The sequence below is a fragment of the Hydrogenophaga sp. R2 genome, from assembly GCF_049843595.1.
Taxonomy (GTDB): domain Bacteria; phylum Pseudomonadota; class Gammaproteobacteria; order Burkholderiales; family Burkholderiaceae_C; genus Hydrogenophaga.
Map to the genome: position 1 here is coordinate 318,168 of NZ_JBBHZN010000001.1, position 14,140 is coordinate 332,307.

The window sequence follows — 14,140 nt, forward strand, 5'->3', positions numbered from 1 at the left end:
GGGCTGGATCAATGCCCTCTACTTGAAGTGCCCCGCCAGGTTGGCCCGGCTGTGGGCGTTGTCCGCGTACAGCCACAGCACGCTCGATGGCGTGGCCTTCAGGATCCGGACCCACATGCCGAGGGTGGCCGGGCTGAATTTGTAGCTGTTGCTGAAGCAGCAGAACACGAAGGCCGCAGCGGGCAGACCGTGGTCCGCCCGCTGCGGAGCTCCCGCCGTTGACGGGGTTGCCGACACGAAGTCATTGGCCTGGTAGGCATCGAGATAGGCCACCCGCTCGGGATAGTGCTGCCGCAGCGGCGGTGGGATGAGGGCGTCGTCTGCCAGCAGATAGTCCATGGCCGGCATGCCGCTGGGGCCTGGAAAACCCAGGTAGCTGACCTGGACCGGTGCGACGCGCGCTGCAAACAGTTCCGGCCGGTTGTTCAGCGTGTGGCCACCGAGGTCGACCGCGATGTGAATTCCCGCCGACTGCGCCAGCCGCTGGATGTCGGTCACGGACTGGCCGGTGACGTCATGGAACCGGTCGACGGCTGACTGCACCCCTTCCAAGGCGGCCGACGGCGGCTGCGGATGGGTCAGGAAGGCGTGCACTTCGATCTGCTGACGGTCGTGCCGCTGCAGCACGGGCAGCAGCAGATGGGTCACCGGGTGCTCGCCAAAGTCGGCCGAGAAGTACCCGACGCGGATCTTCCCGCTGGTGGATGCATCGCCGGCACTGACCGGTGCCCCGTCGCTGGCCGCGAGCGCCATGTGTTGCCGCACATGGCGGCAGATGGCGGTGGTCACGGCCTGTGGATCGTCGAGCAGCGCGATGGCGTGGAAGGGCGTCACCGCTGGCCCCCCCTGGTCCAGGGATTGCTGCAGCCAGGCGGTCTCGGTTTCGTGATCGGTCAGATCGTTGATGTGGCGTCGCGCCATCAGCCGACCACCGATGCATTCCTGCAGCGCCGGGTTCAGCCACAGCGCCTGCGTGTAGTGGTGGATGGCTTCGGCATGCTGGCCGGTCCCGTCGAGCACCTGCGCCAGGTTGGCATGGCCCAGGGCGTCGTCCGGCCCCAGTTCGATGACCCGGCGGAAACACGCCACGGCCTGTGACGAACGCCGCTGCGTGTCGTAGGCTGCGCCCAGGTTCATCCACACCAGCGGATCGTGCTCGTCCATCCGCCGCGCTTCTTCGAGCAGCTCGATGGCGGCAGTGACCTGATGGTTGCGGATGTGCGCAGCGGCCAGATTGATGCGGATCTGACGGACCGCTGGTGCCCGCTCCAGCGCCGACCTGAAATCGCGGATGGCGTCGTCCAGGCGATGCAGGTCCAGCAGTGCGTTGGCGCGGTTGTAGAGATACTCCGCCCGGTCCGGCCGGGCAGCCAGTGCCGCTTCGAAGCGGGCCAGGGCTTCCTCGGGTCTGCCCAGCGCGCGCAAGGCTTCGCCCTGGTTGGTCAGCGCATCCGGATTGGGCCGGCGCAGTGCCAGCGAACGGTCACACACCTCGACCGCCCGTGCGTGATCTCCGAGCTGGTTCAGCACATAGGCCAGGTTGCTCAGCACTTCGGGCTGCGATGGCTCGCGGGACAGCGACCTCTCGAACAGCTGCTGCGCATCGGCCATGCGGCCCCGCTGCAGTTCGGCCACACCGCACTGGTTCAGGATGACCGGGTGATCCGGCAGCATCGACAGGGCCAGCCGGTAACCCTGGACCGCGGCGTCCAGCTGCCCGGCCTGATGGGCCTGCAGGGCACCCTGCATGATCCGGTCGATGGGACTCACGGCGTGGACCCGGTGGCGGCCTGCAGCGCCCGCGCGATCCGGTGCTTCTTCACCGTGGGCCGGGGCACCGGGTGGGGCAAGTGGCTGAACCAGGCGCGCACGTCTTCGTCCAGGCCCACGCCATGCATGTAGTTGTAGAGCGCTTTGCGCAGGCCCACGCCCAGCGCATCGTGGTCGACCCCGGTGGGGTCGATGAAGCCGATGTCGTTGCGGGCAAACGTGACCGGGGGCAGCGGGATGAGCTCGATGCCGTAGTCCTGCGGGTTCAGCCCCACCGGTGAATGCACGGTGCAGCTGAAGCGGTGGAAGAAGCCGCTCTGGATGCAGCCGTTCTCGAACAGCTGGCGCACGTACTCCAGCGCGTCCACCGTGTCCTGCACCGTCTGGGTGGGAAAGCCGTACATGAGGTAGGCGTGCACCAGGATGCCGGCGTCGCTGAAGCCCTTGGTGACCCGCGCCACCTGTTCCACCGACACGCCCTTCTTCATCAGGTTGAGCAGCCGGTCGCTGGCCACTTCCAGGCCACCGCTCATGGCGATGCAGCCGCTGTCGGCCAGCAGCTGGGCCAGCTCGGGGGTGAAGGTCTTCTCGAAGCGGATGTTGCCCCACCAGCTGATGGGCAGGCCGCGCCGCAGCAGCTCTTCGGCCAGCGCCTTGAGTGCCTTGGGCGGCGCGGCTTCGTCCACAAAGTGGAAGCCGGTCTGGCCGGTTTCCTCCACGATTCGCTCGATGCGGTCGGCCAGGGTCTGGGCGGTGGCGGTCTCGTAGCGGCCGATGTAGTCCAGGCTCACGTCGCAGAAGCTGCACTTCTTCCAGTAGCAGCCGTGGGCCACGGTGAGCTTGTTCCAGCGGCCGTCGCTCCAGAGCCGGTGCATGGGGTTGAGCATGTCCACCAGGCTGAGGTAGCGGTCCAGCGGCAGGCCGTCCCAGGTGGGGGTGCCTACGTCCTCGAAGGGCACGTCGGGCTCGGCGAGGTGGGTGTACTGCACCTCGCCGGCCTCGTTGCGCAGGAAGGTGCGTACCAGGCGCTGGCGGCCGCGTTTGTTTTGCAGATGTTCCAGCAGGGCCAGCAGCGGGCGTTCCCCGGCGTCCAGCGTCACGAAGTCCACGAAGTCGAACAGGCGCGGCTCGCGCAGCTCGCGCAGCTCGGTGTTCACATAGCCGCCGCCCAGGGCGATGCGCACCTCCGGGTGCCGCGCCTTGAGGGTCTGGGCGATGCGCAGGGCCGCGTACACCGCGCCGGGGAAGGGGACGGAGAGCAGCACCATCGTGGGCCGGTGCGCCTCCACGGCCTGCAGCGTGAGGCGCTGCAGGATTTCGTCGATGAGGGTGGGCGGCGCGGCCAGGGCCTGGGCCAGCGGCTCGAAGCTGGGCTGGCTGCTGGCCAGCGATTCGGCGTAGCGCACGAAGGCAAAGCGATCGTCCACCGCGTCGCGGATCACGTCGGCCAGATCGTCCAGGTACAGGGTGGCGATGTGGCGGGCCTTGTCCTGCACGCCCAGGGCGCCGAAGGCCCAGGCCAATGGGTCGCCCGAGCCGTCGTCCTCGTACTGTTCCAGCGCGGCAAAGCGTGGGCCCTCGGGCAGCAGCTCGCGGGCGGCAATGCGGTGGGCCAGGGTGCTGTCGCGGCCCTGCAGGAAGGCGATGGTGGGGGCGATGGTGCGGCGGTAGCGCGCGAACTCGGCCAGAAAGTGCTGCACGCTGGCGCTGCGCTGCTTCACCGGCAGGGCCTCGGCCCGGTCGCGGATGGCGTCCAGCCCGCCGGGCTGGAACAGCTCCAGCACCAGGGCCAGCGCCAGGTCGGTCTGGTGTGCGTCCACACCGCGCGAACGCAGGAAGCCGGTGAGGTAGGCGGTGGAGGGGTAAGGCGTGTTGAGCTGCGTCATCGGCGGGATGACAGACAGCACGCGCAGCGGTTCGGTGGACATGGGGCGGCAGGAGGGAAGCCGGCAGTGTACCGGCGCCCCCTGCGCCCCACGGGCCGCAGGGGCAGGGTCGAGGTCTGACTCGGGGCCTGGCTCAGCGGGCGCTGGCGGGCAGCACCAGGCCGCCGTGCAGGCGCGGCTGGCGCGCCTCGTCCCACTGCTGCACCGTCTCGGCCACGGCGTCCGCCGTGGCGGCCGACAGCGTCCAGCCCAGGTGGCCGTGGCCGGTGTTGTAGAACACGTTGGCGCGGCGGCCGGGGCCCACGCGGGGCATCATGTCCGGCATCATGGGTCGCAGGCCGGCCCAGGGCACGACCTGCCGCGTGCTCACGCCGGGGAAGCACTGGTTCACCCAGCGCACCAGCGGTGCAATGCGATCGGCGCGGATGTCGCGGTTCACGCCGTTGAACTCGGCGGTGCCGGCCACGCGGAAGCGGCCATCGCCCAGGCGGCTGGTCACCAGCTTGGTCTCGTCGTCCAGCAGGCTCACCGTGGGCGCGGCCTGCTGGCTGGCCTCGTCCAGCAGGTTCACGGTGATGCTGTAGCCCTTGACCGGGTAGATGTTGACCCGGTCGCCAAGCTGGGCCGCCACGTCGCGGCTGGCCACGCCGGCACAGACCACGATGCCGTCGAAGCTGCGCGGACCCTCTTCACCGGCGATCCACACCTGGGCCTTCTCGCCGTCGCTCTGCACCTTCTTCACCTCCACGCCGCACACCATCTTGGCGCCGCGCTTCTCGGCGGCCTGGGCCAGGCCGTTGGTGTAGCGGTGGATGTCGCCGGTGGCATCGCTCTCGGTGTAGAAACCACCGAAGTAGGTGCCGGCCAGCGTGGGCTCGATGGCCTTCATTTCTTCGGGGGTCACGGCACGGCGCGGCAGCCCGCCTTCGGCCAGCAGCTCGCTCACCCGGGCGGCGTGCTCGAAGCCGTCGCGGTGGCGGTAGATGTGCAGGATGCCGGCCTTCTTGAGGTCGAAGTCGATGCCCTCGGCCTCGGCCCAGCCGAACAGGTGCTCGCGCGCGGCAATGGCCAGCTTCGCGGTGGCCACGGTGTTCTGCCGGTAGCGCGGAATGCTGGCCGCGAACTCGGCGAACCAGCTCAGCTTGTGCCAGCTCGGGCGCGGGTTGACCAGCAGCGGTGCATCGGGACGGAACATCCACTTCAGGCCCTTCCACAGGGTGGAGGGGTGGGTCCAGGTTTCGGCGTTGCTGGCCGAAAGCTGGCCGCCGTTGGCGAACGAGGTCTCCATCGCGGGGTAGCGGTGGCGCTCGAACAGGGTGACGGAGAAACCGCGGCGGGTCAGGGCATAGGCGGTGGTGACACCGGTGATGCCGCCGCCGATGATGGCGATCGAAGGCATGGATCAGGCTCCAGAAACGTCGGGGGGAATGGGCCCGCCCGACCCGGATGGCCTGGCGGACGCCCCCTCTGTTTGGAACCTGAGAGATTCATGGCGCGCGATGCGCCACTTGCTCCTGCGGTGGGTCCGTTGACGAAACGGACCGCTCTTCAGAGTGTGGCCGCCGATCGGTCCTGGGGCCTGAGAGTTTCCGGGGCGGTTGCTCCTTCGGCGCCGGCCTGCTGGCCGGGCTCTCCCGATGCGGCGGTGGTGGTGGGGAAATCAGTACTCGCTCAGCGGCACGCAGCTGCAGAACAGGTTGCGGTCGCCATACACGTTGTCCACGCGGCCCACCGAGGGCCAGTACTTGGTCATCGGGCGGTCGGCCTTGAGGGTGGAGGCCACCTCGCGGCTGTAGGGGTGCGTCCAGTCGGAGGCCATGAGGCTGGCGGCGGTGTGGGGCGCGTTCTTCAGCGGGTTGTCGTCCTGCGGCCAGGTGCCGTTCTCGACCAGCCGGATCTCCTCGCGGATGGCGATCATGGCGTCGATGAAGCGGTCCAGCTCTTCCAGCGTCTCGCTCTCGGTGGGCTCGACCATCAGGGTGTTGGCCACCGGGAAGCTGAGTGTGGGGGCGTGGAAGCCGTAGTCCATCAGGCGCTTGGCCACGTCCTCGGCCATCACGCCGCAGCTGTCCTTGAAGTGGCGCAGGTCCAGGATGCACTCGTGGGCCACGTGGCCGTTCTCGCTGGCGTACAGCGTGGGGAAGTGGTCTTTCAGGCGCTGGCTGATGTAGTTGGCCGACAGGATGGCGACCTCGGTCGCGCCCTTCAGGCCCTCGGCACCCATCATGCGGATGTACATCCACGAGATGGGCAGCACCGCCGCGTTGCCCAGCGGGGCGGCCGACACAGCGCCCACGCCGTTGACCGGCACGCCACCCGTGGCATGGCCCGGCAGGAAGGGCACCAGGTCTTCCACCACGCACACCGGGCCCACGCCCGGTCCGCCGCCGCCGTGCGGGATGCAGAAGGTCTTGTGCAGGTTGAGGTGGCTCACGTCGCCGCCGAACTCGCCCGGGGCGGCCACGCCCACCAGGGCGTTCATGTTGGCGCCGTCCACGTACACGCGGCCGCCGTGCTGGTGCACCAGGGCGCAGAGGTCCTTGACCTGGGTCTCGAACACGCCGTGGGTGCTGGGGTAGGTGATCATCACGGCGGCGAGGTTGGCGCTGTGCTGCTCGCACTTGGCCTTGAGGTCGGCCATGTCGACGTTGCCGTTCTCGTCGCACTGGGTCACCACCACCTGCATGCCCACCATCTGGGCGCTGGCCGGGTTGGTGCCGTGGGCGCTGCTGGGGATCAGGCAGATGTTGCGGTGGCCTTCACCGCGCGAGCGGTGCCAGGCCTGGATCACCAGCAGGCCGGCGTATTCGCCCTGCGAACCGGCGTTGGGCTGCAGGCTGATGCCGGCATAACCGGTGGCCTGGCACAGCCAGTCGCGCAGCTGCTGGTCGAGCAGGCGGTAGCCCTTCAGCTGGTCGGCCGGGGCGAAGGGGTGCACGTTCGCAAACTCCGGCCAGGTGATGGGGATCATCTCGCTGGTGGCATTGAGCTTCATGGTGCACGAACCCAGCGGGATCATGCTGCGGTCCAGCGCCAGGTCCTTGTCCGACAGGCTGCGGATGTAGCGCAGCATGCCGGTCTCGGAGTGGTGGCGGTCGAACACCGGGTGGGTCAGGAAGTCGCTGCTGCGGCGCAGCTCGGACGGAATGCGCGGCTCGATGCCTTTCTCGAAGCCGTCGAAGTTCGGCAGTGCCTGCCCGCCGCTGGCGAACACGCGCCACAGGGCGGCGATGTCGTCGCGGGTGGTGGTCTCGTCCAGCGTGATGCCGATGTGGCCGCTGTCGATGCGGCGCAGGTTCATGCCCGCGTCCACCGCACGCTGCAGCAGGGCGGCGGTCTGGCCGCCACTGACCACGGTGAGCGTGTCGAAGGCGCTCTGGTGCGCCAGCGACCAGCCCAGTTGCTCCAGGCCCCGGGCCAGCACGGCGGTGAAGGCGGCCACGCGCTGCGCGATGCGCTTGAGGCCCTGCGGGCCGTGGTAGACGGCGTACATGCTGGCCACCACGGCCGGCAGCACCTGGGCGGTGCAGATGTTGCTGGTGGCCTTCTCGCGGCGGATGTGCTGTTCGCGGGTCTGCAGTGCCAGGCGGTAGGCCGGGTGGCCGTGGCGGTCCACGCTCACACCCACCAGACGGCCGGGCAGCGAACGCTTGTATTCGTCCCGGCAGGCCATGTAGGCGGCGTGCGGGCCGCCCGCACCCATGGGCATGCCGAAGCGCTGGGTGGTGCCCACCACGATGTCGGCACCCCATTCACCCGGCGGCACCAGCAGCGTCAGGGCCAGCAGGTCGGCGGCCACCACGAAGGCGGCCTGGCGGGCGTGCACCACCTCCACATGGGCGCGCAGATCGGCGATGTGGCCGCCGGTGCCCGGGTACTGGGCCAGCACGCCGAAGTAGTCGTCGCGGGCCAGGGCGGCTTGCCAGGCATCCGGCGAGTCGGTCACCACCAGGGTGATGCCCAGCGGCTCGGCGCGGGTGCGCACCACCTCGATGGTCTGCGGGTGGCAGTCACCGCTGACGATGAACACATTGCCCTTGGCCTTGACCGAGCGTTTGGCCAGGGTCATGGCCTCGGCGGCGGCGGTGGCTTCGTCCAGCATGGAGGCGTTGGCAATCGCCATGCCGGTGAGGTCGGTCACCATGGTCTGGAAGTTCACCAGGGCTTCCATGCGGCCCTGCGAGATCTCGGCCTGGTAGGGCGTGTAGGCGGTGTACCAGGCCGGGTTCTCCAGGATGTTGCGCAGGATCACGCCGGGCGTATGGGTGCCGTGGTAGCCCTGGCCGATGAAGCTCTTGAGCAGGCGGTTCTGCTGCGCCACGGCCTTGAGCTCGGCCAGCGCGGCGGCCTCGGTCACCGCCGGCGGCAGCTGCATGCCGGCGCTGCGGGCGATGCTGCGCGGCACGATGGCCTCGATCAGGGCGCGGCGCGAGGCCTCGCCGATGACCGACAGCATGTGGGCCTCGTCGGCCGGGCCGATGCCGATGTGGCGGGCGATGAATTCGCTGGGGTTCTCAAGGTCGCCCAGGGGCTTGACGGAGGGCATCAGCATGGCGGTGTCCTGCGGGGTGGGAAGTGGCGAAGGAGGATCAGGCGTTGGCCGAGAAGGCGTCGTAGGCGGTCTTGTCGAGCAGGGCATCCAGCTGCGACGGCTGCGACAGGCGCACCTTGAAGAACCAGCCGGCGGCCAGCGGGTCGCTGTTGGCCAGCGACGGGTCGCCGCGCAGGGCCTCGTTGACTTCCACCACCTCGCCGCTCACGGGCATGTACACATCGGCGGCGGCCTTGACCGACTCGACCACACCGGCCACGTCCTTCTGGTTGAAGCTGCGGCCCACTTCGGGCAGGTCGACGAACACCACGTCGCCCAGCGCGTCCTGCGCATGGTGGGTGATGCCCACGATGGCGATGTCGCCATCCACGGTGATCCATTCGTGGTCTTCGGTGTACTTGGTGGTCATGTCGGGCTCCTGGTGAAGAAAGGGAAAAGCAGAAAAGGGGGCTGTCAGCCGCGGTAATAACGGTTGGGCACGAAAGGCATGGCGCTCACGCGCATGGGCACCGGCTTGCCGCGCACGATGGCCAGCACCCGGGTGCCGATGGTGGCGTGCGAGGGCGGCACCATGCCCATGGCAATGGGGGTCTGGGTGCTGGGGCCGAGCAGGCCGCTGGTGACTTCGCCCAGCGCCTGGCCGGCTTCGTCCTGCAGGGGGGTGTGTTCACGCACCGGCACGCGTTCTTCGGCCACCAGGCCCACGCGCACCCGGGTCAGGGGCACGGTGCCGTCCAGCTGGCCCAGCACCACATCGGCACCGGGGAATCCGCCGGCCCGGGCACCGCCGGTGCGGCGCACCTTCTGCAGCGCCCAGTTCAGGCCGGCTTCGATGGGGGTGATGGTGGCGTCGATGTCGTTGCCGTGCAGGCACAGGCCGGCTTCCAGGCGCAGCGAGTTGCGGGCGCCCAGGCCGACCGGCTTGACCTCGGGCTGCGCCAGCAGGGCACGGGCAAAGGCCTCGGTGGCGTCGGCCGGCAGTGAGATCTCGAAGCCGTCCTCGCCGGTGTAGCCGCTGCGGGTGACGAACAGGTCGGCGCCGTTCCAGACAAAGGCGGCACCGGTCATGAACACCAGCGCTTGAACGCCCGGCAGCAGGCGCTGCAGCGCGGTCACCGCCTGCGGGCCCTGCAGCGCCAGCAGGCCCCGGTCGAACTGCGGCGTGATCTGGCAGCGCTGGCCGATGCGGGCCTGCAGGTGGGCGAGGTCGGCGTGCTTGCAGGCGCCGTTGACCACCAGGAACAGGTCGCCGCCACCGGCGATGTCGCGGTGGACGAACATCAGGTCGTCCAGGATGCCGCCCTGGTCGTTGAGCAGCAGGCCGTAACGCTGGCGGTTGACGCCCAGGCCGGCCACGTCCACCGGCATGAGGGATTCGAGGGCCGCGGCAGCATCGGCACCGCGGATGGAGATCTGCCCCATGTGCGACACATCGAACAGGCCGGCGCCCGAGCGGGTGTGCAGGTGTTCGGCCATCAGGCCGGCGGGGTATTGCACCGGCATGCTGTAGCCGGCAAACGGCACCATGCGGGCGCCGAGTTCGAGGTGCAGCGCGTGCAGCGGGGTGTGGAGCAGGGCTGCGTCGGAAGAGGTGTGGGACACGGGGCGGGTTCCAGGCGGGCAGGCCCTGACGGGCGAAACACGGAACACCCCAGGTGTTGCCGTGTGCTGCCCCGCTGTCCGCTCTACCTGAGAGATTCGCCCGGGCGATGCCGCGCTTGCTCCTTCGGTGGACCGCATCGGGTGCGGCCTCTCTCCAGGGGGGAACAGCCGCTTCTCAGCGGCTGGCTGCCAGTCCTTTTGCCTGAGCGTTCGGGGCCCGATCCCTGCGGAACCGGCCTCCTGCGCCTTCGGCGGCCCCGACGGGCGGGGCTCTCTCCTGACAAGCTGCGAATTCTAGTTCACATGCCGGCGTAGTTGGGTCCGCCGCCCCCTTCAGGGGTCACCCAGACGATGTTCTGGGTCGGGTCCTTGATGTCGCAGGTCTTGCAGTGCACGCAGTTCTGGGCGTTGATCTGCAGGCGGTCGGCGCCCTCGTCGGTCTTGACGTACTCGTACACGCCGGCCGGGCAGTAGCGGCTCTCGGGCCCGGCGTACTTGGCCAGGTTGATCTGCACCGGCACGGTGGTGTTCTTCAGCGTCAGGTGGGCCGGCTGGTTCTCTTCGTGGTTGGTGTTGGACACGAACACACTCGAGAGCCGGTCGAAGGTGAGCTGGCCGTCGGGCTTGGGGTAGCTGATCTGCGGCATCTCGGCCGCCGGGCGCAGGCGGGTGTGGTCGGCCTCGGTGCGGTGGATGGTCCAGGGCGGGCTCTTCATGCCCAGCTTGGGCAGCAGCCACTGCTCGATGCCGGTCATGAGGGCACCCACGGTGTTGCCCTTCTTGAACCACTGCTTGAAGTTGCGCGAGCCTTCGAGTTCTTCCTTGAGCCAGCTCTGCTCGAAGGCGGCGGGGTAGGCGTCGAGCTCGTCGCCGCTGCGGCCGGCCACCAGCGCGTCGAAGGCGGCCTCGGCGCACAGCATGCCGGTCTTGATGGCGGCGTGGCTGCCCTTGATGCGGGCGGCGTTCAGGTAGCCGGCGTCACAGCCCACCAGGGCGCCGCCCGGGAACACGGTGCGCGGCAGGCTCAGGATGCCGCCGGCGGTGATGGCGCGGGCGCCATAACCCAGGCGCTTGCCGCCCTCGATGTGGGCTCGGATGGCCGGGTGGGTCTTCCAGCGCTGCATTTCCTCGAACGGGCTGAGCCAGGGGTTCTGGTAGTCCAGGCCGGTGACGAAGCCCAGCGTGACCTTGTTGCCCTCCAGGTGGTAGAGGAAGCCGCCGCCATAGGTGCTGTTGTCCATGGGCCAGCCGGCGGTGTGCACCACGCGGCCGGGCTGGGCCTTCTCGGGCGGCACTTCCCAGAGTTCCTTGATGCCGATGGCGTAGCTCTGAGGGTCCTTGCCGGCATCGAGCTGGAAGCGGGCGATCAGCTGCTTGCCCAGGTGGCCGCGCGCGCCTTCGGCGAACACGGTGTACTTGGCCAGCAGCTCCATGCCGAGCTGGAAGCTGTCGGTGGGCTCGCCGTCCTTGCCCAGGCCCTGGTGGCCGGTGGCCACGCCGCGCACCGAACCGTCCTCGGCGTACAGCACCTCGGCGGCGGTGAAGCCGGGGAAGATTTCCACGCCCAGGGCTTCGGCCTGCTCACCCAGCCACTTGGTCACGGCGCCCAGGCTGATGACGTAGTTGCCATCGTTGTGGAAGCAGCCGGGCACCAGCCAGTCGGGGGTGCGGGTGGCCGAGGTTTCCTTGAGGAAGAGCACGTCGTCGCCGGTCACCGGCTGGTTCAGCGGGGCGCCGCGTTCCTTCCAGTCGGGGAACAGCTCGGTGATGGCGCGCGGGTCCATGACCGCGCCCGAGAGGATGTGGGCGCCCGGCTCGGAGCCTTTTTCGAGCACGCAGACGTTCACCTCGTTGCCACGCTCGGCGGCGAGCTGCTTGAGGCGGATGGCGGTGGACAGGCCGGCCGGGCCGCCACCGACCACCACCACGTCGTATTCCATGGCCTCCCGGGGACCGAACTGGGCCAGGATCTCGTCGTGCGTCATGGGGGATCTCGCAGAGAATAAGGGGGTTGATCGGAAACCGGCGGGCGTATGCCCCTGTCACCGGCCGGACCGCATTCTATGCGGCGCCCGCACAAAATCGAACGGTCGTTCTAATTTTCCCCCTCAGCCCCCGCTTCTGGAGACCTTCCCATGGCCTACACCCTTGACCTTTCCGGCCGCGTGGCCCTGATCACCGGCGCCTCCGGCGGCCTGGGCGAGCAGTTCGCCAAGACCCTGGCCAAAGCGGGCGCTGCCGTGGTGCTGGCCAGCCGCCGCACCGACCGGCTGATGAACCTGCGTGCCCACATCGAGGCCGAGGGCGGCGACGCCCACGTGGTCGCCATGGACGTGACCGACCTGGCCTCCATCAAGGCGGCGGTGGCCCATGCCGAGACCGAGGTCGGCCCGATCGACATCCTCATCAACAACTCCGGCGTGAGCACCACCCAGCGCCTGCAGGACGTGACCGAGGAAGACTACGACTTCGTCTTCAACACCAACACCCGGGGTGCCTTCTTCGTGGCGCAGGAGGTGGGCAAGCGCATGCTGGCCCGGGCCAAGGGCGCGGCACCCGGCACCTTCGTGGGCGGGCGCATCGTCAACATCGCCTCCATGGCCGGGCTGAAGGTGCTGCCGCAGATCGGCGTGTACTGCATGAGCAAGGCCGCCGTGGTGCACATGACCCGCGCCATGGCCACCGAGTGGGGCCGCTTCGGCATCAATGTGAACGCCATCTGCCCGGGCTACATCGACACCGAGATCAACCACCACCACTGGCAGACCGAGCAGGGGCAGAAGCTGATCGCCATGCTGCCGCGCAAGCGCGTGGGCGCCCCGGCCGATCTGGACGCGCTGCTGGTCATGCTGTGCTCGGCCGAGAGCCATTTCATCAATGGCGCGGTGATCGCGGCCGACGACGGCTTTGCGGTCTGACGTGACGACCTCCGTCCTCCACCGCCCCGCCGGCTGGCCGCCAGGCATGCTGGCCGGCATCGCGGCCGGCCTGGGCGCCGGTGCCTTCTGGGGCACCACCTTCGTGGCCCCGCTGATCGCACCCGGCTTCAGCTCCATCGACCTCACCGTGGGCCGTTACCTGGCCTGCGGCCTGCTGTCGGTGCTGCTGCTGGCCTGGACGGCGCTGCGAGGCACCCTGCACAAGCCCACCTGGTCGCAGGCCGGCGCGGCGCTGTGGCTCAGCGTGCTGGGCTACACCGGCTACTACGTGCTGCTGGTGCTGGCCATCCAGGCCGCCGGTGCAGCGCTGCCGGTGCTCATCATCGGCACCATCCCGCTGGCGGTGATGCTGCTGGGCAAGCCCCAGGGCCTGCGCTGGCGCACCCTGCTGCCGGGGCTGCTGCTCACCGCGGCCGGTCTGGTGCTGATGATGCGCGCCACCGCCCATGGCATGGACGGCTCGGCCACCGCGCAGGGTTCGCTGGCCTGGGGTGTGTTCCTGGCGGCCCTGGCCATGGCCAGCTGGACCGCCTTCGTGCTGCTCAATGCCCGCTGGCTGGCCCGCCACCCCGAGGTGAACTCCACCGTCTGGGCCAACTGGCTGGGCGTGGCTGCCGGTGTGGGCGCGCTGCTGATCTGGGCCGTGGCCGGCACCCCGCTGGCCGAGCTGGTGGCCCGGCCCGGCTTCGGCACCTTCGTGCTGGTGTGTGCGGTCACCGGCATCGGCGCCGCCTGGATCGCCTCGGTGCTGTGGAACATGGCCAGCCGGCGCCTGAGCGCCAGCCTGGCCGGCCAGCTCATCGTCAGCGAAACGGTGTTCGGCCTGATCTATGCCTTTGCCTGGGACGCCGCCTGGCCGGCCCCGGTGCAGTGGGCGGCCTGCGTGCTCTTCGTGCTGGGCATCCTGGCGTCCATCCAGGCCCACCGCTGACCCTCACCTGCCGCTTTCCGCCATGAAACTCGAACTGCCTGCCCACCGCATTGAGGTCTTCCGCATGGTCATCCCCATCCGCTGGGGCGACATGGACGCCATGGGGCATGTGAACAACACGGTGTACTTCCGCTACCTGGAGACGGTGCGCATCGAATGGATGCGCAGCATCGGCTGCGAGCCCGACCCGCGCGGCGAGGGCCCGGTGATCGTCAATGCCTTCTGCAACTTCCACCGGCAGCTCGAATTCCCGGGCGACGTGCTGGCGGTGATGTCGGTCAGCGACCCCGGCCGCAGCAGTTTCGAGAGCTGGTGCACCCTCTCGCGAACCGACGACCCGGACACGGTCTATGCCAGCGGCGGTGCCACCACGGTGTGGGTGGACTTCCCGAACCAGAAATCAGCCCCGCTGCCCGAGCGCATGCGCCAGCACCTGGGCGGCTGAACGCTGCCCGACCGG

At 69.2% G+C, this 14,140-nt stretch carries 10 protein-coding genes and 4 riboswitches; of the genes, 3 read left to right on the forward strand and 7 right to left on the reverse strand.

The annotated features are described in order from the left end of the window. Positions 1-18: 18 nt before the first annotated feature. The 7 genes from WD026_RS01585 to WD026_RS01615 form a co-directional block, all read right to left on the reverse strand. Positions 19-1,770: a tetratricopeptide repeat protein gene (locus tag WD026_RS01585; RefSeq protein WP_425721910.1), complete on the reverse strand. Its 1,752-nt coding sequence runs from the start codon at positions 1,768-1,770 to the stop codon at positions 19-21. Then, a complete protein-coding gene (locus WD026_RS01590) occupies positions 1,767-3,698 on the reverse strand; it encodes a B12-binding domain-containing radical SAM protein (RefSeq protein ID WP_425721911.1) in 1,932 nt (643 codons plus the stop codon). Before WD026_RS01590 ends, WD026_RS01585 begins: the two co-directional genes overlap by 4 nt. Positions 3,699-3,789: 91 nt before the next feature. Beyond that, on the reverse strand, positions 3,790-5,055 hold the full coding sequence (locus WD026_RS01595) for a D-amino acid dehydrogenase (protein WP_425721912.1): 1,266 nt from the start codon (positions 5,053-5,055) through the stop codon (positions 3,790-3,792). Positions 5,056-5,113: 58 nt separating this feature from the next. Continuing rightward, positions 5,114-5,218: riboswitch (glycine riboswitch) on the reverse strand. Positions 5,219-5,221: 3 nt separating this feature from the next. Further along, positions 5,222-5,295, reverse strand: a riboswitch (glycine riboswitch). A 21-nt stretch (positions 5,296-5,316) separates the two neighbouring features. Beyond that, complete coding sequence (gene gcvP / locus WD026_RS01600) at positions 5,317-8,208, reverse strand: aminomethyl-transferring glycine dehydrogenase (protein ID WP_425721913.1); 2,892 nt, start codon at positions 8,206-8,208, stop codon at positions 5,317-5,319. A gap of 37 nt (positions 8,209-8,245) precedes the next feature. Then, on the reverse strand, positions 8,246-8,617 hold the full coding sequence (gcvH, locus tag WD026_RS01605) for a glycine cleavage system protein GcvH (protein ID WP_425721914.1): 372 nt from the start codon (positions 8,615-8,617) through the stop codon (positions 8,246-8,248). A gap of 44 nt (positions 8,618-8,661) precedes the next feature. Then, positions 8,662-9,810: a glycine cleavage system aminomethyltransferase GcvT gene (gene gcvT, locus WD026_RS01610; RefSeq protein WP_425721915.1), complete on the reverse strand. Its 1,149-nt coding sequence runs from the start codon at positions 9,808-9,810 to the stop codon at positions 8,662-8,664. A 64-nt stretch (positions 9,811-9,874) separates the two neighbouring features. Beyond that, positions 9,875-9,978: riboswitch (glycine riboswitch) on the reverse strand. 12 nt (positions 9,979-9,990) lie between these two features. Beyond that, positions 9,991-10,100: riboswitch (glycine riboswitch) on the reverse strand. A gap of 9 nt (positions 10,101-10,109) precedes the next feature. Then, the gene (locus WD026_RS01615) at positions 10,110-11,795 is read right to left on the reverse strand and encodes an electron transfer flavoprotein-ubiquinone oxidoreductase (protein ID WP_425721916.1); all 1,686 of its coding nucleotides are present in this window, start codon (positions 11,793-11,795) and stop codon (positions 10,110-10,112) included. Positions 11,796-11,945: 150 nt separating this feature from the next. Between WD026_RS01615 and WD026_RS01620 the strand changes: the two genes are divergently transcribed. The 3 genes from WD026_RS01620 to WD026_RS01630 are packed head-to-tail and all read left to right on the forward strand — an operon-like array spanning position 11,946 to position 14,125. Beyond that, complete coding sequence (locus WD026_RS01620; RefSeq protein WP_425721917.1) at positions 11,946-12,728, forward strand: SDR family oxidoreductase; 783 nt, start codon at positions 11,946-11,948, stop codon at positions 12,726-12,728. A 46-nt stretch (positions 12,729-12,774) separates the two neighbouring features. Continuing rightward, a complete protein-coding gene (locus WD026_RS01625; protein ID WP_425723181.1) occupies positions 12,775-13,680 on the forward strand; it encodes a DMT family transporter in 906 nt (301 codons plus the stop codon). Between the two features lie 22 nt (positions 13,681-13,702). Continuing rightward, positions 13,703-14,125 carry an acyl-CoA thioesterase gene (locus WD026_RS01630; RefSeq protein ID WP_425721918.1) on the forward strand — a complete coding sequence of 141 codons (423 nt, stop codon included), beginning with the start codon at positions 13,703-13,705 and terminating at the stop codon, positions 14,123-14,125. Positions 14,126-14,140 lie beyond the last annotated feature (15 nt).

Bases quoted from the DNA above. Each gene is read 5' to 3' on its own strand.
- gcvP (WP_425721913.1), bottom strand. From the start codon at position 8,208: ATGCTGATGCCCTCCGTCAAGCCCCTGGGCGACCTTGAGAACCCCAGC.
- WD026_RS01615 (WP_425721916.1), bottom strand. From the start codon at position 11,795: ATGACGCACGACGAGATCCTGGCCCAGTTCGGTCCCCGGGAGGCCATG.
- WD026_RS01625 (WP_425723181.1), top strand. From the start codon at position 12,775: ATGCTGGCCGGCATCGCGGCCGGCCTGGGCGCCGGTGCCTTCTGGGGC.
- gcvH (WP_425721914.1), bottom strand. From the start codon at position 8,617: ATGACCACCAAGTACACCGAAGACCACGAATGGATCACCGTGGATGGC.
- WD026_RS01620 (WP_425721917.1), top strand. From the start codon at position 11,946: ATGGCCTACACCCTTGACCTTTCCGGCCGCGTGGCCCTGATCACCGGC.
- WD026_RS01595 (WP_425721912.1), bottom strand. From the start codon at position 5,055: ATGCCTTCGATCGCCATCATCGGCGGCGGCATCACCGGTGTCACCACC.
- WD026_RS01630 (WP_425721918.1), top strand. From the start codon at position 13,703: ATGAAACTCGAACTGCCTGCCCACCGCATTGAGGTCTTCCGCATGGTC.
- WD026_RS01590 (WP_425721911.1), bottom strand. From the start codon at position 3,698: ATGTCCACCGAACCGCTGCGCGTGCTGTCTGTCATCCCGCCGATGACG.